We start from the raw sequence: 25,721 nt of genomic DNA, 5'->3' as shown, positions 1-25,721 counted from the left end.
ATATTATAATAATGAAAATAATACAGCATTTATTGATATGGAAAACTTTCATTTAGATATTTTAGATAAGCGTATTTTACGCATCTTACGTGCAGATGCTCGAGTACCTTTTGTTGAAGTAGCCCGACAATGTGGTGTAACAGGCTCCGCAGTTCATCAGAGAGTGCATAAAATGTTTGAAGGCGGACTTTTAAAGGGATCACAGTTTAATTTATCTCCTAAAAAACTAGGCTATCATACTTTAGCATTTGTAGGTATTCAGGTTAATCTTACAAGCGACAAAACTCACGAAGAAGTTTTTCAACAAATTGTTGAAATACCGGAAGTAGTAGAATGTCATTCAATTACAGGTAAATACTCTTATATGATAAAAATTTACGCCAGAAATAACGAAGATTTAAAAAGGATTTTGGTTCATAGAATACAATCGATTTTAGAAGTTACCGGTACAGAAACTTTTCTATCCTTAGAAGAAGGTTTTAACAGGAAATTGAATATTGAATAGCATTGTTGTTAGATTGCTTAAAGTTTTCTTCTTAATTTCGCGCTCAATATGTTAGATCCAATTACTCATTTTTACCAAAAATACGCCTTCGATTCTTCTTTAGTAAAAGATTTTGTAAGCGGAGCAAGATATGTAGCAATTCTTTTTAAGAACGGAAATATTGGTGTTTGTGCTACTTTAGGCGAAACTGTCAAAGCAGAAATTCCAAAAGAAATTGATTTAGAAAATTCGGAGCATCGAATATTTTTGAACGCCTACTATAATGCCTTACTTAATTATAATCAAGAATATAGAGAGGAGAAAGATATTTTTGAAGCCGTTGATTTTAAGACTTTTTCCAATATTGTTATGGTAGGTAATTTCAGACCTGTCGTAAAACGATTTCAGCAAGCAAATATTCCACTCTTTATTTTTGATAAGCGAGAAGATGAAGAAATTTTGCAGGAGATGAAAGATCAGATGCAATTTATTCAGAATGCGGATGCTATCATTTTAACAGCCACAAGCATGTTTAATCAAAGCTTTGTTGACCTGATTGAAAATAGTGCTGAAGGTTCATCGATTTATATTTTAGGTCCCTCAGCAATAATGCATGCGGATATGAAAGCATACCGGAATGTTAAAATGATTTTCGGTTCTGTATACGAAGCAAACGATCAACGCGTTTTAGATGTAATTAAAGCTAATCTGGGAACACGCTATTTTAGTCCTTTTTCAAGAAAAGTATTTATTTAAACACTTTTATTATGAAAATTACGCTTAATAATCGATTAGAAAATTTTAAAGCAGATAGTTTAAGTATTAGCGAAATTATCAAGCAAAAAAACTTCACTTTTAAATTACTAGTGACAAAAATAAATGGGGAGCTTATAAAAAAAGAAAATAGAGACACGGCTCTTGTTAAGGATGGCGATACCGTTTTAATACTCCACTTAATAAGTGGAGGCTAAGTGTAATATATTTGCTCAACATGCGTCATTATTTCATATGATAAAACCCTATCAACATAAAATAATTCTTAGCATTTTTCTTTTCCTAAGTTTCGGACTTTTTGGGCAAGGAATAAAATATTCAGGTTTGATTCTCGATAAAGAGACCAAGGAAGCTTTGGCTTTTGTAAACCTTATTTCTGCCGATGGGCGTTACGGAACCACTACCGATATTGATGGTAAATTCAAACTTGTTTTACCAACAGGTATTGATAGCATCAGAATTTCATATTTAGGTTACAAAACATCTTATGTTCTAACAAGTAATCTAAAAGGACCTAAAACTATTTATCTGAAATCGCGCAAATACGATTTAAACGAATATGAGGTATTTCCGGGTAAAAATCCCGCACATAGAATTATTACAAATGTTATTAGAAATAGAGATATTAATAATCCGCAGAAATTAAAATCGTATGCCTATACTACCTACGATAAAATGGTGATAACAATTGATACGTCTTCGCTTATAACAGACACATCCTTTATTCAAAATGATAGCGTAAAGGGGCTTGCCGATTTCTTTAAGGGTAAGGATTTATTTTTAATGGAAACTGCTGTTGAAAAGAAGTTTATGGCTCCCGATAAAAGTAACGAAAGAGTTATTGCTACAAAAGTTTCCGGATTAAAAGATCCTATGATGGTTTATTTAGTTTCGCAGATTCAGTCAACATCTTTTTACGACGAGATTATTCATATTACCAATAAAAATTATATCAATCCAATAAGTAAAGGCAGCTTAAACAAGTATTACTTCCAAATGGAAGACACTTTGTATTCCGGACAAAAAGATACTATTTATACTATTTCGTATAGGCCAAATAAAAACACAAATTTTGATGGACTGCAAGGTGTTTTGCATATAAGCACAAATAAATGGGCAATAGTAAATGTAAAAGCCAAAGCTGCAAAAGACGTAAAAGGAATAGCTGTTCAGATTCAACAAAAATATGAATTGGTTGATGGAGAACATTGGTTTCCCGTACAATTAAATACAAATATTACATTTGATGCTTTGAGTATTGGTTCCGGGGGACAGCAAAGCAGGCTAATAGGAATTGGGAAGACTTATATTAAAGATATTGAACTAAATCCTGAATTAGTAAAAAAAACTTTCTCACATATTGAAGTTGAAATAGACCCAAACGCAGTATACCGTAAAGATAAACAGTGGAGAAATTACCGAATAGATTCTTTAAGCACACGCGATAAGCTAACCTATCATTTTATGGATAGTCTTGGCAAAAAAGCCAAATTTGATAAAAAGTTAAAAGAACTGGAAACTGTTTTAACAGGAAAGGTTTCTTGGGGTTATTTTGATTTATTGCTCAATAGTTTTGTAGGTTATAATTCTTTCGAAGGATTTTGGTTTGGACTTGGGGCACAAACAAATAAACGCTTTTCAGAAAAATTTACCTTAGGTGGATATTATGCATATAGCTTAAAAGACAGGCAATCAAAATTCGGCATAAAATCCTCAATTATAATTTATAAACCTAAAGAAATTAAAGGTCATTTAAAGTATTTGTCTGATAATATTGAGAGTGGAAATATCGACTTTTTTAAGGATAGCCATTCTTTGTTTGATCCTAATACATTTCAAGAATATTTTATAAACAGAATGAATTATACCGTCAGAGAAGAAGTTGGTTTGAGCGGAAGAATATTCAAATATTTGCAAGTATACGGTGGCTTTAGTCACGAAAGCATAGAAAATACAGGCAGCTATTTATTCAAAAACCCAAATGATATTCTCACATTCGGCGACTTTCAATCGACAGAAATACAGCTTCGTTTTCGATTCGCATATAAAGAAAAATATTTTGATAACGGACGTACAACACTTTCTATGGGCACAAAATATCCTGTGTTATGGTTTAATTATTCACAAGGTATTTCTCAATTATTTGATAGCGATTTCGATTATAAAAAACTGGATTTTCAAATACGAGAATCATTTTACACCAAATATCTTGGCGAAACGAATATTGAGTTAAAGGCAGGACTTGTTTTGGGCGATATACCTTATGCAAAACTATATTCCGGTGGAGGAACTTATAAGCCTGTGGGTTTATTTGCAGCAAAAAGTTTTGCAACAATGAGACCTAACGAATTTTTATCTGACTCTTACATCTCACTTTTTATTTCCCATAATTTTGGAAGCCTATTGTTTAAGGGAGAAAAATTTAAACCCGAATTTGAGTTGATTACAAATATCGGCTTCGGCTGGTTAGAACATCCCGAATATCATCTTAATATAAACTTCCAAACAATGGAATACGGCTATTACGAGAGTGGCTTAATGATTAATAATATAGTTAAACTTTATCTGTTTAATGTAGGTATAGGGACAATATATCGTTATGGAGCGTACAGTTTCCCCGATTTTAAAGACAACATTGGCTATAAGCTTACACTTAGCTTACCAATTAAAATGAAGTTTGGAAAAGTTTCTGAATAGAATTTAATCTGTATTAAAAAAAATTAATAAGGAGACGAATTTTATAGATTTACTCTTATTATATCTGTCATTTTTTTTAATCTAATTTCTTAAAGTCAAGATTAAAAAAGTGGAAGTCATTACTCTTTAAATCAATCTTAAATCCTTTAATTTTATTCCACGAATCAAAATCGAAACTAATATAACCTTCGGGTAAAAATTCATCAGCAAATTTTATTTTAAAGGTGTCGTAATTCCAATGCTCCATATCCGAAAAGAAGATGTGCTTTGCTGGAACAAATACAAGGTGTAGCTTTCCATCAACAAAAGTGATTTCAGCTTTGCCATACATTTTATCCTCGTAAGTACCAACATATTCGGATAATTCAAGACGAGGGCTCGTCCCTTCTACACGAGAGGCTAAACGTTTTTCTTTTGCTTTAATTTCACCAGCTTCACCTTTTTCTTTAAAATCCTTAAAAAGGCTTATCCAATCCGTTGATTTATCTCCGCTGAGCTGTGACAATAAATGGTATTCTAATGCTGTAGGAAAGCTGCTGAGTGTATTTGTGAGGATTATAAAAGCCATATCATATTCTGGAATAAGTACAAATTTGGAGATATAGCCGGGCATTCCTCCACCGTGCTCATAAATAGGCGTTCCATTAAAATCCCAAACCGACCAGCCCAAGGCATATTGACTAAAATTAGCACCTGCCATTTTCTTTAAGCCAGAAACCGATTGTAAAGTTCTGCCTGTAAACATATCTGCAATAATTGCGGAATTAAGAATAGTATCGCCTTTATAAATTCCATTATTCAAAAGCATTTCAGCCCAATGACTTAACTCATTAGGAGAAGTGAAAAGACTTGCCGCGGCATGTGGTCTTTTCATAGAAAGTCCAACGACTTTATTGTTGATGATTGGATGAGCAAGCTCTTGAGTTTCTTCTAACTTATTGCCCGATGTCCTCGTTTGAGTCATTTCTAAAGGCAATAGAATATTTTCGCTGATATAGGTTTCCCAATCTTGCCCTGTAACTTTTTTAAGGATCTCTGCGGCAACAATATACATATTGTTTTGATAGCCAAACTGATCGCGAAAACGATTGGTAACGGGTAAATAACGCATACGGTGAAGGATATCGGCATTGCTACGCTCCGTTTCGTACCAAAGTAAATCGCCATAAAAAGTCCCCATTCCACTACGGTGGCTTAGCAAGTCAGCGATGGTTAAATGACTGGTAATATAGGCATCGGCCAATTGAAAATCGGGGAGGTAATCGATAACTAAATCATCCCATTTAATTTTCTTTTCATAAACAAGTTTTGCCATTAATGCACCTGTAAAGGCTTTTGTTACGGAAGCAATATTGTATAATGAGTTGGATGTTATTGGGTTTTCTAAATCTCTTGTCCCGTAATTTTTCTCGAAAACTCGTTCACCATCTTTTAGGATAAGCACAGAAAGTCCGTTTAGCTCAAAATCTTGAAAAGATTGTTGTAGTTGCTTATCTAATTTTTTGGTATTAATTTTTTTTTGGGCTTGAGTTACGGTGGAAAATCCTAAAAATATAAACAATAGAATTAAAAAATAGTTCTTCATGATTTTAGTGCTTGGTTTTAAATTTAAAACAAATGTAAGGATTCTTCTTTATCCTATTTAAACCGAATTATTTCAATTACACATCGAATATTGATTGATATGCGGCAGATTTACATTTGTATTGCAATCTTCACTACGGATAAACTATCTTTAACTCTACACTAAAGTGGAAAAATATGAAAACATTCAAAAATTTAAGTTTGCTTATTGCATTAATACTTTTTCTTTTCATTAATAACAATGCCTACACTCAATGGCAATATGATTCAAAGTATGGTTTCAAAATCAATATTCCATCTTCTTGGAGCAAAACATCGTATATGGATGGAACGGACAAGGTATATGATTTTTACAGCCCTGATGAGAATGCGGCTATCCAACTGCGTGCATTCAAAGCCACAGCAGGAGTAACAATAGATTTACTTGTTCAGATTTATGAACAAAACATGCTTCCGGCAGGAGCCCAGAGACAAAGTTTAACCAATCACACATCAAAAAATGGTATTCCGGGAAAGCAAGGAACTTATAGTATGAATTACAATGGAAATGAGGTTATTTTGGCAGCCTTTTATACTGTTCAGAATGGCAATGGATTTGTTCTTACCGCGATTCTTCCAACAAGTATGGTAGAACAAAAAGGGGATGAAGTTAGGGCAATTACCCAGTCTTTCACGTTGGATGGTTTTACGGCATCTACAAATACTGTAAATAAAAGACCATCAGGTTTAAGTGGCTTAGCAGGAAGTACGTCTTCCAATTCGTTTAAAATTACCGGAATAAAGCTAAGTAATAAGCTTGATGCAAATAATCGTGCCATCAATCCAACAACTACTTTCAATACTCAAACTCCAGAAATTTTTGCCGTGATGAATTATACGGGAGGAACACAAAAAGATTTGATTGTAAGTTGGATTTTTAATGATTGGGATAGAATTATAAGCAGTGATGCATATAATTTTACCAATAAAAAAGGCGGAATAGGAGTTGTTAGCGTTACTAAACCAAATGCCGGATGGCCTGTGGGTAGCTATTCTGTAAAGTTTGAAATGGCAGGTAAAATAATACGTAAATTAGATTTTACCGTAAGTAAACAAAGCACAGGTAAAGGACGTTTTAACGGCAGCAGATCCATTGCCAATAGTTCGTCAAGCAGTAATCAGAATAATCAGCAATTAGTTATTCACTCCCACGAAGCTTATGATTTTCATCTAGGGAAAGTTATTTCTTTTGCTAAATCAACCGGTGAAGGTTTTGCTTTGTATGGTGGCTGTGAAGGACTGCCTGAGGCTAGTGGGAAATTTATTGTTACTAACCAAAACAACTTTCAAAATACTACATCATGGGATAAGGCTAAGTTTTCAAATGTTGCTAAACATGATTCTAAGTCGGTTCCTCTAAACAGAGTCTGTATCTTAGAATTGCGTGATGGCACATATGGAAAATTTATGTTTATTAATGAAAAGCAAAATGACAATGGTAATGATTGTGAACGTACAATCACTTTTCAGGTTGAATATCCGATATCCGGAAATAGCAGCAGAGTGTCAAAAACAAATATTGCCGGAAAATATAATTTTATAAGTCGTTCTGACGGTAAGTCGTTAGTCAATTATCATTTTATTGAACTTAGAACAAACGGAACTTACCACGAAGAATATCAACCAAAAAACTCTGGTAGCTATGTAAGTAAAAGTGATGGCACATGGAAGGTTACAGGAAATACATTGACTTTGACTTTTCAATCAGGCTACGTATCAAGTACTTATAAAATTAATAGGAATAAACTCATTATGACATCTGACAACGGTATTGTGTTTACGTTTATAAAATAAGAGTGATTAATAAACAATTGTATGAAAAAAATCTTAGTTTTAATTGTACTTGTTTCAATTTTCCAAGTATCACAAGCACAAACTATTGAGGTTAGCCCAGAAAAGGTAGACCTTATGCAAAGGTATTTGGCTGTAGTAAAAGAGGGGAGATCATTTTACGAAAATTATATTAAGCCCTGCAAGGATAAAAGGAAAAGAGAATATTATAACTCGCCTGAATGGAAAACTTTAGATAAGGAATTGAAGGAACTCTTTAAAACGCGAGATGAAATTACCAATCGTGCTGGTAAATTATGGGGAGAATACTGCAATCCTCCTCACTGTAAATTACCTTATAACTTTCCCCAATTTAATAATCGGGCTGATATAGATAAATATTTAATAAGTCTTAATAATTATTATTCAAACTATCCTGACGGGCCCGATGGGAATATTCGAAAATCATTAGTTGGTAATTGTCTTTATGAAATAACAGAAGAATTAAACAAAAATGGAAGTAAATATATTGGAAAAAAAATAACAAAAACAGAAACCAACTCAAACCTCGAATCCGAATTTCTTGCGGAAATAGCAAAGATAAATTCTGATATAGCTGAAATAAACAGCCTTGCACTTAATCGACAAATAATAAAATCATTTAATAAATCACAAATTCTGTGTGATAAACTCAGAAGATATCAGGGAGATCAATATTTTAGCAGAACACTTAAAAAAATCAGAAAAGAAAATCCCGGATTTAGTTTTTCTATTACGCCTTTGGCTGAACAAGTAACTCCTGAATATTGGATGGAAATGCGAGGCAGGGCAAATATAGCCTACCGTAAGGCAGTAGAAGCATATTCTGGACTTGTTTGGAATGAAGGAATACAAACTTTTACTGCAAATGTTGAAATACCATTTCGTTTTGTGAAAGCCACTTATGATTTGGTTACCAATTTTAAGAGCCTTTTTGATGGTAAATTATGGGGATCAATAGATGCTATCAGGAACAGTTATGGCTATCAAGATAATGCCGTACAGTTATTTCAAACTGCCTCAGAAGAGGCGTTTAATGCAGGCGAAGATGCTAAGGATTGGAAAAGCTATATTGGAGTTGCAGGTGGACTATTATCAGCTGTCAACGGTTATAAACAAACTTTTGATTTGGTTAGGGAAAATGTTACTCAAAATGGTCTAATAAAAGCCAACAGAGAAACAGTAGAACAACTAAAGAAACGCAGTAAAAACCTATTACAACAATTCGATCGCTATCGAGCTTATATCGACTCTCATTTAAGCTCTATCGATTGTTTAAATGATAGGATTATGCGCCTTGATTTGGATAATAAATCGATAAAAGGTGATAAAATAACCATTTGGGGCACAGGCTTATACGATTGGGATGTTGATGTATATGTTAATCAAATAAAAGAAGCAGGTGAATATCTTAAAAATGAATATATCTATTGTGAAGATTTTATAAAGGCTTTACAAATAGCATATGCGCAAGCCGAGAAAAATTATCATACTATTAACGATAAAGCTAAAAGTTCGGGAGCCGTTCAATATCAGATTGATAATGTGTTAAGTCAAAACGAAACAAACTATGATTGGTTTGATAAAGAGGTTTCGAGATTAGCAGAAATGTATACTCAGTTTTGTGAAGATGAAAATAATACATATCCTGATGATATAATTATCGTTAGTAATCAGGTAATTCCCGGTGTTGAAGAGCAAGATGAGAATCCTAATAATCCTCCCGTATGGGAATACGAAGATGAAGAAGATTATGAACCAACCTACAATCCGGAGCAAGACGAACTGGAACAAAACAACAATATTAATAATAACAATAATACATCAGGAGGAAACTCTGTTCCCGGAATAATTTCAAAAGGAAATGGCTGGTCGGCACAGAAAATTGAAAACAATCCCGCCGCCATTCAAAATGATATTAATAATGCCATTAATTCAGGGAAAACACCTTCCGGAATTTATATAAGTGATGGACACGAAGTGCTTGTTTATTATATAGAAGGAAACCCGCTTGGTATGACAGCATGGAAGCTTGAAGACTATAATGATGCAACTTCATTACAAAATGGAATTACATCAAATATTGAACAAGCTTATTTTCCCATGGGCATTTCATTTACCAATCAGGGAGATCTTTATGTCTTATTTATTAAATCAGAAGTATCGGTTACAGCTTGGCAATTAGTTGAATCTCAACTTGATTTGAATGCGGTAAGTGCAAACATGCAACCATACCTCAATCAGCAATATGTACCTGTTGGGATAACTATTTATAACGGCATGTATTATACTTTAATGACACAGATCCCTGATACCAAAATAACAAATTGGACTATTGAAGGATATCAGTATGATAATAATGCAATCATGCAAAATGTAAATACAAAAATAAATTCAGGCTTGATTCCTTTTGGTTATTTAAAAGAAGAGAATATAGTAAATATCCTTTATGTAGGATTTTAATTCAAAGTTTAATTATAAATAAAACATTAAGATTATGAGAAAGATAACATTGTTATTTGTATGCTTAATTTTTGCCGGTATTACTTTTGGACAAGCAAATTGGGAGCTAATTTATGAACAAGAAGGTAATGGAGGCTTAATGATAAATAATTTATCTTCTGATGGTGTAGAATATGATGTATTTGTAAGCGGAAACAGAAAAAATTCTTATCTCGCTCACCATGTCAGCAAAATTAATCAGTGGACAAAAGATCAGAAGTGGGCACAGAATTTTCTTAAGCTTTCCATTAATGCTAATAGTGATCCGCAAGATATTTTTGTATTGGGTAAAGACGTTTGGGTATGTGGATATAGTGGTATGGTATCGCATAGCGACGATCATGGTTATGAAGGAACCTGGAATTCACAAGCTACACCGGGAAATAACCTTCTTTTGGAAAGTATTTGGTTTACAGATGAGAATAATGGATGGGCTGTTGGCAGAGGTGCAGCAATAATATATACTAAAAATGGAGGAAAAACCTGGAATATTTATCAATCACCTGTAAATGTATTTTTCTCAAGAGTATTTTTTACAGATAAAAATAATGGATATATCCTTGGGATGCAACGTGATGCTAGTAATCGTGGAGTTATTTTAAAGACCACCAATGCAGGAAAAACCTGGATTCCATACAATTTTAAAACAAATGCCCAGATAATTAATGGAATGTATTTTTACGATTCTCAAGATGGCTGGATTTGTGGCGATGGTGGTTTTATCTCACATACAACAAATGGAGGAAGAACCTGGGAAAAACAACAATGGTATATTGATGGGAAACATAATTTAAATGATATTCACTTTGTAAGTCCGAATGAAGGTTGGACATGTGGTGTAAGAGGTTTACTTTATCATACAACTGATGCAGGTAAAAACTGGATAGAAGTTAATATTGGTGAAACAAGAGAGTTTGTTGCCATAGAATTCAATGGCCCTTATATTGGTTGGGTAGCCACGTCACGAAAAGTTTATCAATTAATGGATTCTCGTTTCAAGGATCATAGATAAGGTAATTTTAGAAACAGCTCGCCAAAAATACAAGAAAGGAGTCCGAACACAGCAAAGGTTAACATTTAGCTTAATCAGCCGTAAACCCCCAAAAAGTACCACATAACTTTCTTAAGCATATGTGGAGACAAAAAAAGCCAAAATGCAAATTACATTTTGGCTTGTATCTAAATTCAATAATTCTTATCTAAAATAGTCGCGCATACGATTAAAGAATCCTTTTTCTTTAGTATTTGGGTCGGGTTGAAAATTAACCGACTGATTCATTTTATTAAGAGCTTCGCGCTCGTTAGGATTAAGTTTTTTAGGAACCCAAGCATTAATAGTTACGAGCAAGTCACCACGTCCATAAGAATTAACATCAGGCAAGCCTTTGCCTTTTAATCTAAGCACTCTTCCGGGTTGAGTTCCCGCTTCAACTTTAACTTTTGCCATTCCTTCAACAGTAGGCACATTAATAGTACAACCAAGAGCAGCATCGGGGAAACTAATAAAATGATCGTGCAATAAATTACTACCATCACGAACTAAATCTGGATGTTCAATTTCTTCAATAAGAACAATTAAATCACCAGCGATTCCTCCACGAGCAGCTGCATTCCCCTTACCCGAAACAGAAAGTTGCATACCTTCAGCAACACCGGCAGGAATAGAAAGAGAAATCACTTCCTCACCTTTTACAATACCATTACCGTGACAAGCCTTACATTTATGTTTAATAATTTCACCTTCGCCACCACATTGCGGACAAGTAGTAGAGGTTTGCATCTGACCGAGAAAACTATTTACAATACGCGTAACCTGCCCTGTACCATGACAAGTGCTACAAGTTTGTGTTCCTCCGCTTTCAGCACCTGTTCCATTACAGCTATTACAACTAACATATTTAGTTACTTTTACTTTTTTCTCGGCTCCCTTTACAATTTCTTCAAGTGTAAGTTTAACTTTTATACGAAGATTTGAGCCGCGATTAACATGGCGACGACTTCCGCCTCCGCCAAAGCCACCACCAAAGCCACCACCAAAAATATCACCAAAGTGGCTAAAGATATCATCCATATTCATACCTCCACCACTAAAGCCACCACCTCCGGCAGCTCCTCCAACTCCGGCATGACCATACCTATCGTAACGTTGTCTTTTTTGCGAATCGCTTAAAACATCATAAGCTTCTGCAGCCTCCTTAAATTTTTCTTCTGCTCCTTTATCATTCGGATTTTTATCAGGGTGATATTTGATAGCAACCTTACGATAAGCTTTTTTCAGCTCTGTTTCAGTAGCATTTTTATCAACACCTAATATATCGTAATAATCTCTTTTACTCATATCTTATAGACTTATCCTAAGCTTATTTCCCAACTACTACTTTAGCAAAGCGAATAACTTTACCGTTTAATAAATATCCTTTTTCAATAACATCAACAACTTTCGACTTAAGCTCTTTTGTTGGAGCAGGAATCTCAGTAATAGCTTCATGAAAATCAGTATCAAAATCTTTTTCTAAAGCATCCATACTCTCTAAACCTTTTTTTGCAAGCAAACCTTGAAGTTTAGAGTGAATTAGTTCAAACCCCTGCTTAACAGCTTCTATATCGGTAGCCGTTTCAAAAGATTTATTTGCTCTATCAAAATCATCAAGTATACCGAGTAACTCTATAATAATTTCCGAAGAAGCAGTTTTGAATAATTCTATACGCTCTTTCATTGTGCGTCTGCGATAATTCTCAAATTCGGAAAATAACCGTAAGTGCTTATCTTTTAGTTCAGCAATTGTTGCTTCTAATTGCTCAATATCAGTTTCGCAAGAAGGTATTTCCTCTTGATTATCTTCTTTAACTTCCTCTATTTTTTTCTCTTCAACAGACTGCTCTTTTTCATCTAACTTTTTAGTCTTTGCTTTTTTAGCAGTATCTTTTTTTGGCTTATTAGTAGCGTGGTCTTTTTTACTTTTTTTTGTTTCCTTATTCATATCTTAAACCTGTGTTTTTGTCAGTATTATATTCCAACTAACCGAAAAACTGTCGGTGATAGTTGGCGTATTTAGTTTTTATTTTATTAAAATAATTATAACTAACACAATATCAGCAATATAAATATTAACCAATACTACATTAGTAGAATTAGGACTTATTTCTCAATTTTTTTGCCAAAGCCTTGAAACATAGTCAAATTGACAGGCTACTAAAAGAAAAAAACACAAAAAAATATTTTTTATAAAAAAACACAATTACTGAAATATAACAATTTGGCGACCGTAAAATTCTATTTGTAAAATAATTTGTATCTTTAAAGTAATGAATAACAGCTTTATTCTCTCCTTTTTTGTTTATATATCAATAGAAATCAATTTGAGCCTTTGGATGTGTGTAACACAAAGCCTACTTTTGTTAAATCCTATTGCGTCATAATTATGTTTAAAAAAAAATGTTTAACTGTTCTCATTTTTGTGTCAACACTTTTAACTGTTAGTGCTCAAGAAACTAATATTAAAAAAGATTTCCTAAAACGTGATCAAGAACAATTTAACAAACTTATTCAACGCAAATCACTCGACTCTACTTATAATTTCCTAAACACCTTCAACAATAGAAACATAAATAACTTATTAAGTTGGAAAATTTTAGCTTATGAGTATTGGAAAAAGGGGGATATGACTAATTCGTCGAATATTGTCTTTTGGTTAAAAGGTAAAACAAAAAAGTTTCCTGATCCTAATGAATTATATCCTCAACTGTATCATTTAATAGGAAATATTTATTTCTATAATAATGAATATGACAGTGCAATTATCAATTATAAGAAAACTATTAGCTACCGCGAAAATCACATTCAGGTTTACGATACAATTTTAATAGATACCTATCAGAATATCAGTCAGATATACTCCATAAAAGGTGATTCGGTAAATACATTTTCCTATCTTGGCAAAGCCAAAGAGATAGTATATTTACAAAGCAATAACATAGTTCAACTTGCATCTATTTACGGAAGATTTGGAGATTCTTATTCCAGATTATCCCATTACGATTTAGCCGAAAATTACTATAATGAAGCCATCGAAATGCTAGATGAAGAAAACCCTGAACATCAGGAAGAATTGGGATTATTATACTCAAGAAAAGGATTTTTGAACCATTTTCTTGCTAAATATTCGAAAGCTATTGATTTATACAAAAAATCTTTAGTGTTTTTTAATAAGGCTAATGGTTCGGTTTTAGAAAAAGCCCGCATTATACAATCGCAAGCATCCTCTCTTTACATGCTGAAAGATTACGAAAATGCTTTAAACTTATATTTACAGGCAAATTCTATTTATAGAGAACTTTTGCCGGATAATCATTCTTTGTTAATTAATTCGTATTCCGATTTAGCCACTGTTTACAAAAGCTTAGAAGATTACGACAAAGCAATTGAATATTTTAAGTTAGCCCGCTCATTAAAAGAATTAAAGCCCGACCAATTACGTGTTTTTGGAGAAACACTATGGAAAGCCAACCGTATAGATGATGCCGAAGCTATGCTTAAATGGGCAAATCATCTTGCAATAACTAAGAGTGTTATAGACGAAAAAGAAGCCGCAGACACTTATTTTTGGTTAGGCTCTTTTTATTTACAAACAGGTAGAGATAAGCTGCTTGGTTTATATTATTTGAATCTTGCTGTTGGCGGATATCATTCTTCTTTGGGGGATAAAAACGAACCTTTGGGTCGTGCTTTACTGGCTCAAGCAAAATATTTTATCAAAGAAAACGACACAGAAAAAGCTTTAGAAATTATTCAAAAATCTATTATAGCCTTAACTCCGGGATTTAATTCAACCGACATTTTGATAAATCCTGAAAAAGTAAATATTAAATTATCGTCGGTAACCAATAGTATAGGCTGGAAAGCTCGTGCATTGGCTCAATATTATGAAAAAACTAAAGACATAAAATATCTTAAAGCATCTTTCGATACCTATCAATTGAGTATAAAATTGGTTGAAGGATTTCGCCTTTCACAAAAATACTCTTCTAATCTGATTTTAAATAAAGAAGTAAACAACCTTCTCAATCAAGCTATTCAGGTTTCGTACAAACTTTATTTACTCAGTAAAGAATCAAAATATTTTAATGCCGGCTTTTCTCTTATTGAACAAAACAAATCAACTGCTTTATTAGCAAGTTTACAACAAAATGATTCTATTCATTTATCAAACGTTCCAAACGAATTAATCAAAAAAGAAAATAGCCTAAAACAAAGCTTACTAAGCCTCGAAGAAAAAATGGAAGGCTTAACATCAAACAAAAAAACAACTTGGATATATCTTCAACAAAAACAAATTTTTAAAAAAAGTCTGGATAGTATACAAAAAGTTTTAGCTGCTAATTATCCCGAGTATTACAGACTTTTTTACGGAAATAATATCATCCAAATTTCGGATGTGCAGAAACAATTATCAAAGAATAAAGTCATAGTAGATTATGCTTTAAGTGATTCTTTACTTTTAGTTTATGTTATTTCGAAAAAAGAAGCGGCTGTGTTTTCAAAAAAAATACCACAGGGTTTTAACAATTCTATTCTACGCCTATTACAACTTTTACACCACGTAAACACAGATAATAGTTATGCCGATTATAAGTCGTTTATAAGTTTAGCATACGAGAATTATCAATTTCTTTTAGGGGATTTTGCTGAGCAAATTAAAGGAAAAGAATTACTCATAATCCCCGATGGGATACTTAGCTATTTACCTTTTGATATTTTGCTTAGCGACACTGCTGTAAATGAACGACCTAACTATAGAGATTTACCATATTTTATTAACGATAATGTATGCAGCACCTTAAACTCAGCAGCAATTTATTTTAGCTACACACAGAAAAAGAAAGCTAATCATGGACAAATAATTGCTTTTGCTCCAACTTATACTTTTCTAGACCGGTGTGACACGACAATAAAAGATGATTATATTTTAATGCCTTTATTGTATGTTAACAAAGAGCTCGAGAGTATTTCCACTTTTTTCAGTCCTAAAATATTTAAAGGCGAAGAAGCAACAAAAAAGAACTTTAAAAAAGAGGCTCCTAAAGCTTCCGTTTTGCATCTCGCTATGCATGCCGTTTTAAATGATGATAATCCTTTGGAATCAAAATTAGTTTTTTCTAACGACAAGCATTCATCCGGAATGTTTACTGTAAGTGAACTATTTGGCATGAATTTAAGTGCCGATCTTGCAGTTTTAAGTGCTTGTAATTCCGGTAACGGAAAACTAAACAAAGGCGAGGGCATTATGAGTCTTTCTACCGGATTTCAATATGCAGGAGTACCAAGTGTTGTCATGACACATTGGGATGTTAACGATAAATATAGTGCCGACCTTATAGCCGGATTTTACACTTATTTAGCTAAAGGATTAGAAAAAAACATGGCTTTACATCGCGCTAAATTAGATATGATAAATAAAGGAAATGCTATGTATTCTCACCCCTATTATTGGGCAGGATTTACCCTTATAGGAAATGAAACAGCAATAGTTTCTCGCAAATCCAATTTTGGAAAAGGCTTAGAATATATAATACCAATTCTAATAATCCTTGCCTTAATAATACGTAAAAAGAAAAAAAATGGATAGAAATCAGCTGTTAGAATTTTTAGAAGACTATACTTTAAAATACAATAGACCTGAATTTATCGAAAATGATCCTATTCAAATTCCACATCAATTTTCCGCAAAAGAGGATATAGAAATAGCAGGTTTTTTAGCTGCCAGTATTGCTTGGGGTCAACGTCCTGTAATTATCCGAAATGCAAATAGATTAATGGAAATGATGGATTATGCTCCGGCAGATTTTGTCCGTAATTGTTCTGATACAGACTTACAAGTTTTCGACACATTCAAACATAGAACTTTTCAAGCTGTTGACATGCAGTTTTTTATCAGTTCGCTCCAAAACATATATCTGAATTTTGGAGGTTTAGAAAAAGTATTTGAAAATGGTTTTACGACTAATGCTAAAACGGCTTTAATAGAATTCAACACTTTATTTAATAGTATTTCTCATCTGAAAAGAAGCGAAAAGCACTTATCGAATCCGGCAAAAAACTCGGCAGCCAAACGACTAAACATGTATCTGAGGTGGATGGTTAGAAAAGATAATTCCGGCGTTGACTTTGGTATTTGGAGAAATATTTCGCCGAACAAGCTTATGCTTCCACTTGATGTGCATACAAGTCGTATCGGTAGAAGTTTAGGCTTACTATTACGAAAACAAAACGACTGGAAAGCCGTTACTGAAATAACCGAATCGCTCCGCTCCTTTGATCCCAATGATCCGATAAAATATGATTTTGCTTTGTTTGGCTTTGGCGTTAATGAGAAGAAGCAATAATTTATTCTTATCTGCTAACCCAAGTTGTTAGAAAACAGGCTAAGGAATATTCATATACTTATGACTCTGTAAAGAAATTTTCCATCGTGGATGCGCCATAATATAATCAGTAATAATAGGCATCAATAATTTTGATTTACTCCATTCGGGTTGTAAATACAAATGACAACTATCATTAACCAACTTAGCATTTTTCTCAGCCCAATCAAAATCGCCTTTATTAGCAATAATTACTTTCAACTCACTAACTTTACTGTAAATTGGGTTTAAGGGAGGCGCATTTTTCTTGGGCGACAAGCATATCCATTCCCATTCGCCGCTAAGCGGATGAGAACCGGATGTTTCTAAAAATCTATTTATTCCTTCTTTTTTTAATTCAGAGCAAAAATAATTTAGATTGTACATCAAAGGTTCTCCACCGGTAACCACAACAGCTTTAGCAGGACATTTAGCCACATTAGCAACTATGCTATCTGTTGGAGTTGCAGGAAAAAGTTTAGCATTCCACGATTCTTTTACATCACACCAGTGGCAACCAACATCGCAACCACCAATGCGCACAAAATAAGCGGCTTGTCCGGTATTAAATCCCTCTCCCTGAATAGTATAAAACTCCTCCATTAAAGGAAGTGTCTTTCCACTCAAAAGTAATTCATCTGTGGTATCTTCAGACATACATTAATTATTTTATGTAAACTCGATTTACTTTGAGTAAGTCTTTTTGTTCAACTCGGAGATAATACATTCCCGCTTTTAAATTCTTGGCTTTCAGCTCAATATTTTCTTCGTTTCTTTTTTTAGCCTTAAAAGAAGAAATCTTTTCCGTTCTCCAAATCTCATTTAATATCTCAACGGTATAAGCACCCTTATTTAATCCTTTAACTTTTAGATTAATAATTTTTTTATCGACATCAAAAGTAGACGAAAGATCAAGATTTTTATTTCCCTTGCACTGAGCCAAAAACTCATCTTTACTCCTTAATGCTTTAAGTGGAATACTATATAATCTTTGCGGAAAATACGATTGCTCACAACTTATCAAAACATCCCCTTTGCCATTAAAGCAAACTCCTTCTGTTTGAGCACCATGAATACTTTCCATATTAAAACGACGCTTTTCGCCTCCAAAAAAATCTTGCTCTTGATAATTCCAAAACACCCATATAAAAGGCATAAAATCTTTATACCCTAAAAGGCTAAGGGTTTTGGTTTCAGCTTGATATTCTGCTGCCGTAATTAGTCCATCTACATTAAATTCATCAACAACTTCCAAAGTAAAATCACCTGCTTTTTTTGGAGCAGCATAAACTCTCGTTTTTGCATCAACCCAATTTTTAGTAAACAAATAAAGTTTATCGCCCACACTTACAATTGCTTCACAATCAAAATCATTTCTGCGATTTTTCTTCTGAAAACTCTTCTGATCGGCATACTTAAACTTAATCAGTTCTGCTTTTAGGTTAATATCACCTTCTTTCGGAATATCTGCCTTAGCAATTTTATATATGCATAAGTTTTTTCTGTTTCCATAATTATTACCCATATCTCCAACATAAATAAAATCATCATCCTGCGTTAAATCTTCAAAATCTATGTTTTTAGCATTTTTGATATTTACAACTTGAACAACTTTACCCGTTTTACCATTTAAGCGATAAATCTGTGGTTTTCCTCCACTATCGTTTAAAGTCCATATACTCCCACGATAAAATATCAAGCCGGAAGTTTCATCAACTTTATCAGATAGTTTATCTATTAATATGGAAGGGGAAATAACTTCCACTTGATTTTTTTCTTTTGGAATATCTTGAGGAAAACCCAAGAAAGAAAATAGTAATAGCGTTAATGCGAGAAAAAATAATTTTAAGTGGTTCATCAATTTATTTTTTAGTGGATAATAATGTATTTTTTAATAAGGCAGCAATAGTCATTGGACCAACACCTCCGGGGACAGGGGTAATATGACTTGCTTTTTTAGATACAGCAGCAAAATCAACATCACCGGTTAAACGATAGCCTTTAGCGGCTTTCTCATCCGGAATACGATGAATTCCGACATCAATAATAACTACTCCTTTTTTAACCATATCGGCTTTTAAAAACTCGGGTTTACCAATAGCTGCAATAATAATGTCTGCTTTTTTGGTAATATCACTTAGATTTTTAGTACGACTATGACAAAGAGTTACTGTTGCATCACCTTGCTCTGATTTTCGAGAAAGTAATATTGACATTGGTGTTCCTACAATATTACTTCTGCCTAAAACAACAACATTTTTTCCTTTAGTTTCTATTTTATATGTTTCTAGTAAATAGAGTATTCCTTGTGGTGTAGCCGAAATTAAAGCCGATTCTCCAAGAACCATTTTACCAACATTCATAGGATGAAAACCATCAACATCTTTTCTATAATCTATACTATTGATAATTTTTTCAACATTGATATGATCCGGCAAAGGTAATTGAACAATAAAACCATCAACATCCTCATCATTATTAAGAAAGCTAATTAGTTCTAATAATTCCTTTTCGCTTGTTTTAGCTGACAAACGATAAATAGAGGATGTAATTCCTACGGAACGACTGGCTTTTTCTTTACTAGCAACATAGGTTTGACTGGCAGGATCGTCGCCAACTAAGATTGCAACTAAATGTGGTGCTTTTTGATTTTTATCAATCATTGCAGCTACTTCCGTAGCAATTTCTTTTTTAAGTTTTGCTGCGGCTGCTTTACCATCTATAAGTATCATAAATTATTTTTTTGAAATACAAATTATCGTCTTCCCCCCATTCTACTCATCATATTCGCCATAGCTTTACCACCACCCTTAGTCATCATTTTCATCATTTTACGGGTTTCGTCAAACTGCTTAATAAGTTGATTTACCTCCTGAATATTTGTTCCTGATCCAAGAGCAATACGCTTACGGCGACTACCATTTAAAAGGCTGGGGTTTTCGCGTTCTTTATTAGTCATAGAAAAGATAATAGATTCTATATTTTTAAAAGCATCATCGTCAATATCTACATTTTTCATGGCTTTGCTCATTCCGGGAATCATTCCCATTAAATCTTTCACATTACCCATTTTCTTAATCTGCTTAATCTGACCCAGAAAATCGTTAAAATTAAATTGATCCTTAGCAATTTTTTTGTGTAGCTTTTTTGCCTCTTCTTTATCAAACTGCTCTTGAGCTTTCTCTACCAAAGAAACAATATCACCCATACCCAAAATCCGGTCGGCCATACGTTCGGGATAGAAAATATCTAAAGCATCCATTTTTTCGCCAACACCAACAAATTTTATTGGCTTTTCTACAACGGTGCGAATAGTTAATGCCGCACCCCCTCTGGTATCACCATCTAATTTGGTTAAAATTACACCCTCAAAATTAAGTCGATCGTTAAAAGCTTTTGCCGTATTTACAGCATCCTGACCCGTCATAGAATCTACAACAAACAAAGTTTCCTGTGGTTTGACTGCATTTTTTATATTGGCAATCTCAGTCATCATCTGCTCATCAACTGCCAAACGACCGGCAGTATCAATAATAACAACATCGTAAGCCGAAGCATGTGCTTTTTTAACCGCTGCCTTTGCTATTTTTACAGGATCTTTTTGCTCTTCATCACTATGTACATCAACACCAATTTCTGCACCAAGAACTTTTAATTGTTCAATAGCAGCAGGACGATAAACATCGCAAGCAACCAATAATGGTGTTTTTCCTTTTTTATTTTTAAGATAGTTGGCTAATTTGGCAGAAAAAGTTGTTTTACCCGATCCTTGCAAACCCGACATCAAGATTATACTTGGGTTTGACTGAATATCAAGTTCAGCTGCTTGCCCTCCCATCAATGCGGCTAACTCATCGTGAACAATCTTAACCATTAACTGATTAGGAGAAACGGCTGTTAAAACATTCTGTCCTAAAGCCTTTTCTTTAACAGTATTGGTAAACTCTTTGGCTATCTTATAGCTAACATCCGCTTCAAGAAGAGCTTTACGAATTTCTTTTACTGTTTCAGCAACATTAATTTCACTAATTTTTCCCTGACCCTTTAATACTTTAAGGGAGCGGTCTAACCTTTCGCTTAATCCTTCAAACATAGTCTTATATGTATTCTGTTTTTTTGAGTGTGCAAAATTAACAAATATTCTTTTAGAAAAGTTGTTTTACTATAGTTCGTACTATAATCTCCAAAACAACTTTAAATATTGGCTTAAAGAAATAAAAAAAGGTGCGAATAACCACTTCGCACCTCAAACACAAACCATAATTAACCAAAGAAATATTATCAGGATGACAACATTTCTAACGGCAAAGTTACGCATAAATTATTTTGATGCAAGTTTTAAACAAAAAATATTAACAATTTTTTTAAAATTGGTATGTTAAAGATAAATGTTACGGATTTTACAGTTAAGTTGCTTAAAATTAAAATAAAAACCTATGAGTAACATCCTGATATCTTTAGACTTCAGTATCAATCTGAGGTCGGTATAAAAATACTTAAAAATTTAAACGAAGATTTTAAAAACAACTCAAATTATTCGCTCCAAATACTTTTATTACCAACTCTATCCTCAATCTCAATAAGAATCTTATTTTTTTTAAGCAAGCGTTTTTGCTCGACAGTATAAAAAATTAAATTATTTTTTGCGTCATATTCAAATAACACCCACTCTCCATTAAAAAAGCCTTTATAACTCTTAATACCGCTCAACTCATCTTTAATTATAAAACTAAGTTTATCTCCTGCTTTTAAAACTTTATTTTTAGAGAAATTAATCCGTCTGATTTGAGGTTTTACAGTATCGGCAATAAGAGTATAATTACCAAAACTCCGTATAGAAGCTGTTGCCCAAGAGCCCTCCCATTTAGTGGTACTCGGTATAAAATTATTATTATCTATACGGGCAACTAATATCTTACTTTTTAATTTTTCAGGAATACTATCTGACCTTATGCTCAACTTAATATACTTATGCAAAGGCACTTCCTTAGAATGAAGCTGATAAATAGGGGTATAGTTTTGTTTATTCGCTTTTAAAACATCGAAATGAAAATATAAACTATCATAAAGCGCATTGGTTGGCATTATCAACTTTATATTTTCTGCTTTAAAAATATTTTCTCTGTCAACATAAAAAACAGCCTTTTTTACCGTATCTGTAGGGAGCGGTTCAAACTTATTTGAATCGTCCAAAAAAGTATAAAATTTTAATTTGGATACGTTATTATTGGCATCTTTAACCTGATATATTATCTGATGAAAAATACTATCTGTTAAATGAACAACCCCATTATTTTTAAGCTCAGTATATAATTTTAGTTTGTTGTGCTCTCCAACAAAAGCTCGTTGATATCGTCTTCTATACTCAGAATAATAAGCATAATCGATAAAAGTATTTATATACCTTCCTGTTGAAAAATTCAGTCGCTCCTGCCGATTACCAAATACCTGAACGGAATCTACAAAAAGAGCCACCTCAAAAACGCCATTATTATTCTTAGTGTCGTTTTGTTTATCGATGGTATTAATTGCTAAATAAAAATCATTGGGTAAACCAATTGTATCTCCATCTTTTAAACGATAATTTTCGCCCCAACCGGCTAATTGCAAATTAAATGGCTTTTTACCACTTGGATACACCCTAATAGAATTTATAACAGGTCTGATATAATCTTTTACTTTAATACCAAACAAGAGTGGATTAATGGGTTCTTGGGTTTTTTCATCCCGTATTTCAAAATGCAAATGCGGACCACCGGAGCTCCCCGAATTTCCTGATAGTGCAATAATATCGCCTTTGGCAAACTTAAACTGATCTTTTTTCAGGTATAAATCTACTTCAAATGATTTTCTTTTGTATTGCTGCTCTTTCGCATAAGTTGCCAAAGATTTTTCAAATGCACTTAAATGCCCGTAAACACTTACAAAACCATTAGGATGTGTAAGATAAAGCGTTTTTCCTGTTCCAAATGCTGAGATTTTTATACGACTAATATATCCGTCGGCAGCGGCATAAACAGAAGCTCCTTCGACACTACGTGTTTTTATATCTATACCTGTATGAAAATGATCGGGACGTAATTCTCCAAAAGTTCCCGATAGCAACATTCTAAAATCTATTGGCGACCGAAAATAATCTTGAGGATAAATTTGCTGAGCCTGCACAAAAAAAGCAGAAAGCAGTATAAAAAAGAGTATAAAAATACGTTTCATTTTAGGATAAAATAATTTGTTTTGCAAAAATAGTAAAAACAATAGATTTGTAGTTGCACACAATTGTCAGTCTAAAATTCGACAGCTCGGAAATAATCAATAAATTTGCAGACTGAAATTCGGAAAAACCCATGAAGGTAACATTTGGTAAAATAAACAAGCACAGGAAGTTTGAAATGAAAACTCGTTATTACGACGAGAAGAAAGAGGCTGAAGAAAAACGAAAAAAAGAAATTGAAGATAACATTAAAAACCCTGATCGGATAAATATCCGTAAAGAGATGCGAAAAAAATGGGCTCGTGATGATAGAACAAGAGCAAAATCTAAGAAATATGCTCTTTATTTTTATATTTTCGTTCTCATTATTGTACTCTATTTTATACTTAGATAATGGCTGATATCATTCAATTACTGCCCGATTCCGTTGCTAATCAAATTGCAGCCGGTGAAGTTATTCAACGACCTGCTTCTGTTGTAAAGGAATTACTCGAAAATGCATTGGATGCCGAGGCAACAGAAATTACTTTAATAATAAAAGATGCGGGGAAAACATTGGTTCAAGTGGTTGATAATGGCAAAGGAATGTCGGAAACCGATGCACGACTTTGTTTTGAGAAACACGCTACTTCAAAAATAAAATCTGCCGATGATTTATTTTCCCTTAACACTATGGGCTTTCGTGGTGAGGCTTTAGCTTCTATTGCGGCTATTGCTCACGTAGAACTCAAAACAAAACAAACTAACAATGAGTTAGGAACTTGTATCTTAATTGAAGGATCAGAAGTCGTTTCCCAAGATAGCTGTCAGCACCAAAATGGCACTTCAATATCGGTTAAAAACCTATTTTATAATGTGCCTGCCAGACGGAATTTTTTAAAATCAAATAACGCAGAATTACGACATATTATTGATGAGTTTCAAAGAGTTGCACTTGCAAGTCCGGAGATAGAATATACTTTTTATAATAATGGAAAAATACTTTTTCAGCTTAAATCAACAAATTTAAAACAAAGAATAGTTGGTGTTTTCGGAGGTAATTATAACGAACGTTTAGTACCACTATATCAAAAATCAGAGCATGTAAATATTCAAGGTTTTATTGGGAAACCGGAGTTTGCAAAAAAAACACGTGGAGAACAGTTTTTCTTTGCTAATAATCGCTTTATCAAACATCCTTATTTTCATCATGCTGTAGCCAACACTTTTCAAGAGCTGATACCGGAAAACTCCATACCAAGTTATTTTATTTTTATTGAGGTTGACCCAAAATCTATTGATGTTAATATTCATCCAACTAAAGTAGAAGTTAATTTTTTAGATAAACAGCTGATATATTCTATTTTAGGATCATCTATTAAAAAAGCCTTAGCGGAAAATAATCTAACACCTGTTTTAGATTTTGAAACAGAACCAAGTTTGAATTTTGATTTTCCTGCCAACCGCCCTATTCGTCCGCCTCAAATTAAAATAGATCCTGATTACAACCCTTTTGAAAGCAGCTCGAAAACAGAATCTACTTTTCATAAAGAAAAAGATCCAAACATACAACATTGGGAAAAAATTTACCCTTCTGATGATAATAATACAACAGATGATGAATTTGCCAGTCCCTTTGAAACAGATACACAATCGGAAATTGAAGAGACTAATCAAGCGGTTTTACAAAGCGGGTTAAAATATATTGTTACTTCTGTTAAGTCAGGGTTAATGGTGATAAACCAACAGTTGGCGCACGAACGTATTTTATTTGAAAACTATCTTGAACGTTTTCAGAAAGGGAAAAATCCTTCGCAGCAATTACTCTTCCCTATTCAACTACATTTTACCGTGGCAGATAGCGAAATAATAAAAGAATTACTGCCTGATTTAAAAGTAATTGGATTTGATTTGGAACCCTTCGGTCAACAGAATTTTATTGCCAATGGAGCTCCTCTTGAAGTGCAAGAAAGTCAGGTTCAAACTTTACTTGAGCAGATTATCGAAAACCATAAATCGGTTAAGAATTTTGATCAAGACAGAAATATAAACTTCGCAAAAAGTATTGCTCGGCAACTTGCCATTAAGGCAGGACAACGTTTGAAAACAGAAGAAATGACACAAATGATTAATGAACTCTTTGCCTGTCAGATGCCCGATAAATCGCCCGGAGGACAAAGTATTATTAAGATTATTGGCACAGAAGAACTTGACGAAAAGTTCCACTAAAATATAATTGTA

19 protein-coding genes are annotated in these 25,721 nt (G+C 33.3%); 11 read left to right on the top strand and 8 right to left on the bottom strand.

Features of this window, described 5'->3' with window-relative positions; all coding sequences use genetic code 11:
• From J7K39_00730 to J7K39_00715, 4 genes are all read left to right on the top strand, one after another.
• A partial coding sequence (locus J7K39_00730; GenBank protein ID MCD6178406.1) for an Lrp/AsnC ligand binding domain-containing protein occupies positions 1 to 505 on the top strand: 505 nt, incomplete at its 5' end.
• Between the two features lie 48 nt (positions 506 to 553).
• Complete coding sequence (locus J7K39_00725; GenBank protein ID MCD6178405.1) at positions 554 to 1,240, top strand: hypothetical protein; 687 nt, start codon at positions 554 to 556, stop codon at positions 1,238 to 1,240.
• An 11-nt stretch (positions 1,241 to 1,251) separates the two neighbouring features.
• A complete protein-coding gene (gene thiS / locus J7K39_00720; protein ID MCD6178404.1) occupies positions 1,252 to 1,455 on the top strand; it encodes a sulfur carrier protein ThiS in 204 nt (67 codons plus the stop codon).
• A 37-nt stretch (positions 1,456 to 1,492) separates the two neighbouring features.
• Complete coding sequence (locus J7K39_00715; GenBank protein MCD6178403.1) at positions 1,493 to 3,955, top strand: carboxypeptidase-like regulatory domain-containing protein; 2,463 nt, start codon at positions 1,493 to 1,495, stop codon at positions 3,953 to 3,955.
• A 76-nt stretch (positions 3,956 to 4,031) separates the two neighbouring features.
• On the opposite strand, the gene J7K39_00710 is transcribed toward J7K39_00715, so the two are convergent.
• Positions 4,032 to 5,540 carry a serine hydrolase gene (locus J7K39_00710; protein ID MCD6178402.1) on the bottom strand — a complete coding sequence of 503 codons (1,509 nt, stop codon included), beginning with the start codon at positions 5,538 to 5,540 and terminating at the stop codon, positions 4,032 to 4,034.
• A gap of 176 nt (positions 5,541 to 5,716) precedes the next feature.
• Between J7K39_00710 and J7K39_00705 the strand changes: the two genes are divergently transcribed.
• The 3 genes from J7K39_00705 to J7K39_00695 are packed head-to-tail and all read left to right on the top strand — an operon-like array spanning position 5,717 to position 10,901.
• Positions 5,717 to 7,372: a hypothetical protein gene (locus tag J7K39_00705; GenBank protein ID MCD6178401.1), complete on the top strand. Its 1,656-nt coding sequence runs from the start codon at positions 5,717 to 5,719 to the stop codon at positions 7,370 to 7,372.
• A 21-nt stretch (positions 7,373 to 7,393) separates the two neighbouring features.
• Entirely contained in the window at positions 7,394 to 9,850 is a 2,457-nt protein-coding gene (locus J7K39_00700; GenBank protein MCD6178400.1) for a hypothetical protein, read from the top strand.
• A 34-nt stretch (positions 9,851 to 9,884) separates the two neighbouring features.
• Entirely contained in the window at positions 9,885 to 10,901 is a 1,017-nt protein-coding gene (locus J7K39_00695; GenBank protein ID MCD6178399.1) for a hypothetical protein, read from the top strand.
• Positions 10,902 to 11,084: 183 nt separating this feature from the next.
• Here the strand turns inward: J7K39_00695 and dnaJ are convergent, their stop codons facing one another.
• Positions 11,085 to 12,227 (bottom strand): molecular chaperone DnaJ, encoded by a 1,143-nt coding sequence (gene dnaJ, locus J7K39_00690; protein MCD6178398.1) that lies wholly within the window; start codon positions 12,225 to 12,227, stop codon positions 11,085 to 11,087.
• A gap of 22 nt (positions 12,228 to 12,249) precedes the next feature.
• Positions 12,250 to 12,870, bottom strand: coding sequence for a nucleotide exchange factor GrpE (locus tag J7K39_00685; protein ID MCD6178397.1), 621 nt, complete (start codon positions 12,868 to 12,870; stop codon positions 12,250 to 12,252).
• A 477-nt stretch (positions 12,871 to 13,347) separates the two neighbouring features.
• Between J7K39_00685 and J7K39_00680 the strand changes: the two genes are divergently transcribed.
• Positions 13,348 to 16,515, top strand: a complete 3,168-nt coding sequence (locus J7K39_00680) for a CHAT domain-containing protein (protein MCD6178396.1) — start codon at positions 13,348 to 13,350, stop codon at positions 16,513 to 16,515.
• Positions 16,508 to 17,272: a TIGR02757 family protein gene (locus tag J7K39_00675; GenBank protein ID MCD6178395.1), complete on the top strand. Its 765-nt coding sequence runs from the start codon at positions 16,508 to 16,510 to the stop codon at positions 17,270 to 17,272. Before J7K39_00680 ends, J7K39_00675 begins: the two co-directional genes overlap by 8 nt.
• Before the next feature lie 39 nt (positions 17,273 to 17,311).
• On the opposite strand, the gene J7K39_00670 is transcribed toward J7K39_00675, so the two are convergent.
• The 5 genes from J7K39_00670 to J7K39_00650 all read right to left on the bottom strand — a co-directional run bounded on the left by J7K39_00670 (position 17,312) and on the right by J7K39_00650 (position 23,503).
• Positions 17,312 to 17,947 (bottom strand): 7-carboxy-7-deazaguanine synthase QueE, encoded by a 636-nt coding sequence (locus J7K39_00670; GenBank protein ID MCD6178394.1) that lies wholly within the window; start codon positions 17,945 to 17,947, stop codon positions 17,312 to 17,314.
• Positions 17,948 to 17,954: 7 nt separating this feature from the next.
• Positions 17,955 to 19,148, bottom strand: a complete 1,194-nt coding sequence (locus J7K39_00665) for a hypothetical protein (GenBank protein MCD6178393.1) — start codon at positions 19,146 to 19,148, stop codon at positions 17,955 to 17,957.
• Positions 19,149 to 19,152: 4 nt separating this feature from the next.
• Positions 19,153 to 20,022 carry a bifunctional methylenetetrahydrofolate dehydrogenase/methenyltetrahydrofolate cyclohydrolase FolD gene (folD, locus tag J7K39_00660; protein MCD6178392.1) on the bottom strand — a complete coding sequence of 290 codons (870 nt, stop codon included), beginning with the start codon at positions 20,020 to 20,022 and terminating at the stop codon, positions 19,153 to 19,155.
• 23 nt (positions 20,023 to 20,045) lie between these two features.
• Positions 20,046 to 21,383 (bottom strand): signal recognition particle protein, encoded by a 1,338-nt coding sequence (gene ffh, locus J7K39_00655; GenBank protein ID MCD6178391.1) that lies wholly within the window; start codon positions 21,381 to 21,383, stop codon positions 20,046 to 20,048.
• Between the two features lie 440 nt (positions 21,384 to 21,823).
• Positions 21,824 to 23,503 (bottom strand): M23 family metallopeptidase, encoded by a 1,680-nt coding sequence (locus J7K39_00650; protein MCD6178390.1) that lies wholly within the window; start codon positions 23,501 to 23,503, stop codon positions 21,824 to 21,826.
• A 131-nt stretch (positions 23,504 to 23,634) separates the two neighbouring features.
• On the opposite strand from J7K39_00650, the gene J7K39_00645 reads away from it, so the two are divergent.
• Together J7K39_00645 and mutL are read left to right on the top strand one after the other, a co-directional pair.
• Positions 23,635 to 23,895, top strand: a complete 261-nt coding sequence (locus J7K39_00645; GenBank protein MCD6178389.1) for a hypothetical protein — start codon at positions 23,635 to 23,637, stop codon at positions 23,893 to 23,895.
• A complete protein-coding gene (gene mutL / locus J7K39_00640) occupies positions 23,895 to 25,709 on the top strand; it encodes a DNA mismatch repair endonuclease MutL (protein MCD6178388.1) in 1,815 nt (604 codons plus the stop codon). The genes J7K39_00645 and mutL overlap by 1 nt, the downstream gene beginning before the upstream one ends.
• Positions 25,710 to 25,721 lie beyond the last annotated feature (12 nt).

This window comes from Bacteroidales bacterium, from assembly GCA_021157585.1.
GTDB lineage: Bacteria > Bacteroidota > Bacteroidia > Bacteroidales > UBA12170 > UBA12170.
This window is presented reverse-complemented; position numbering and strand designations above follow the sequence as displayed.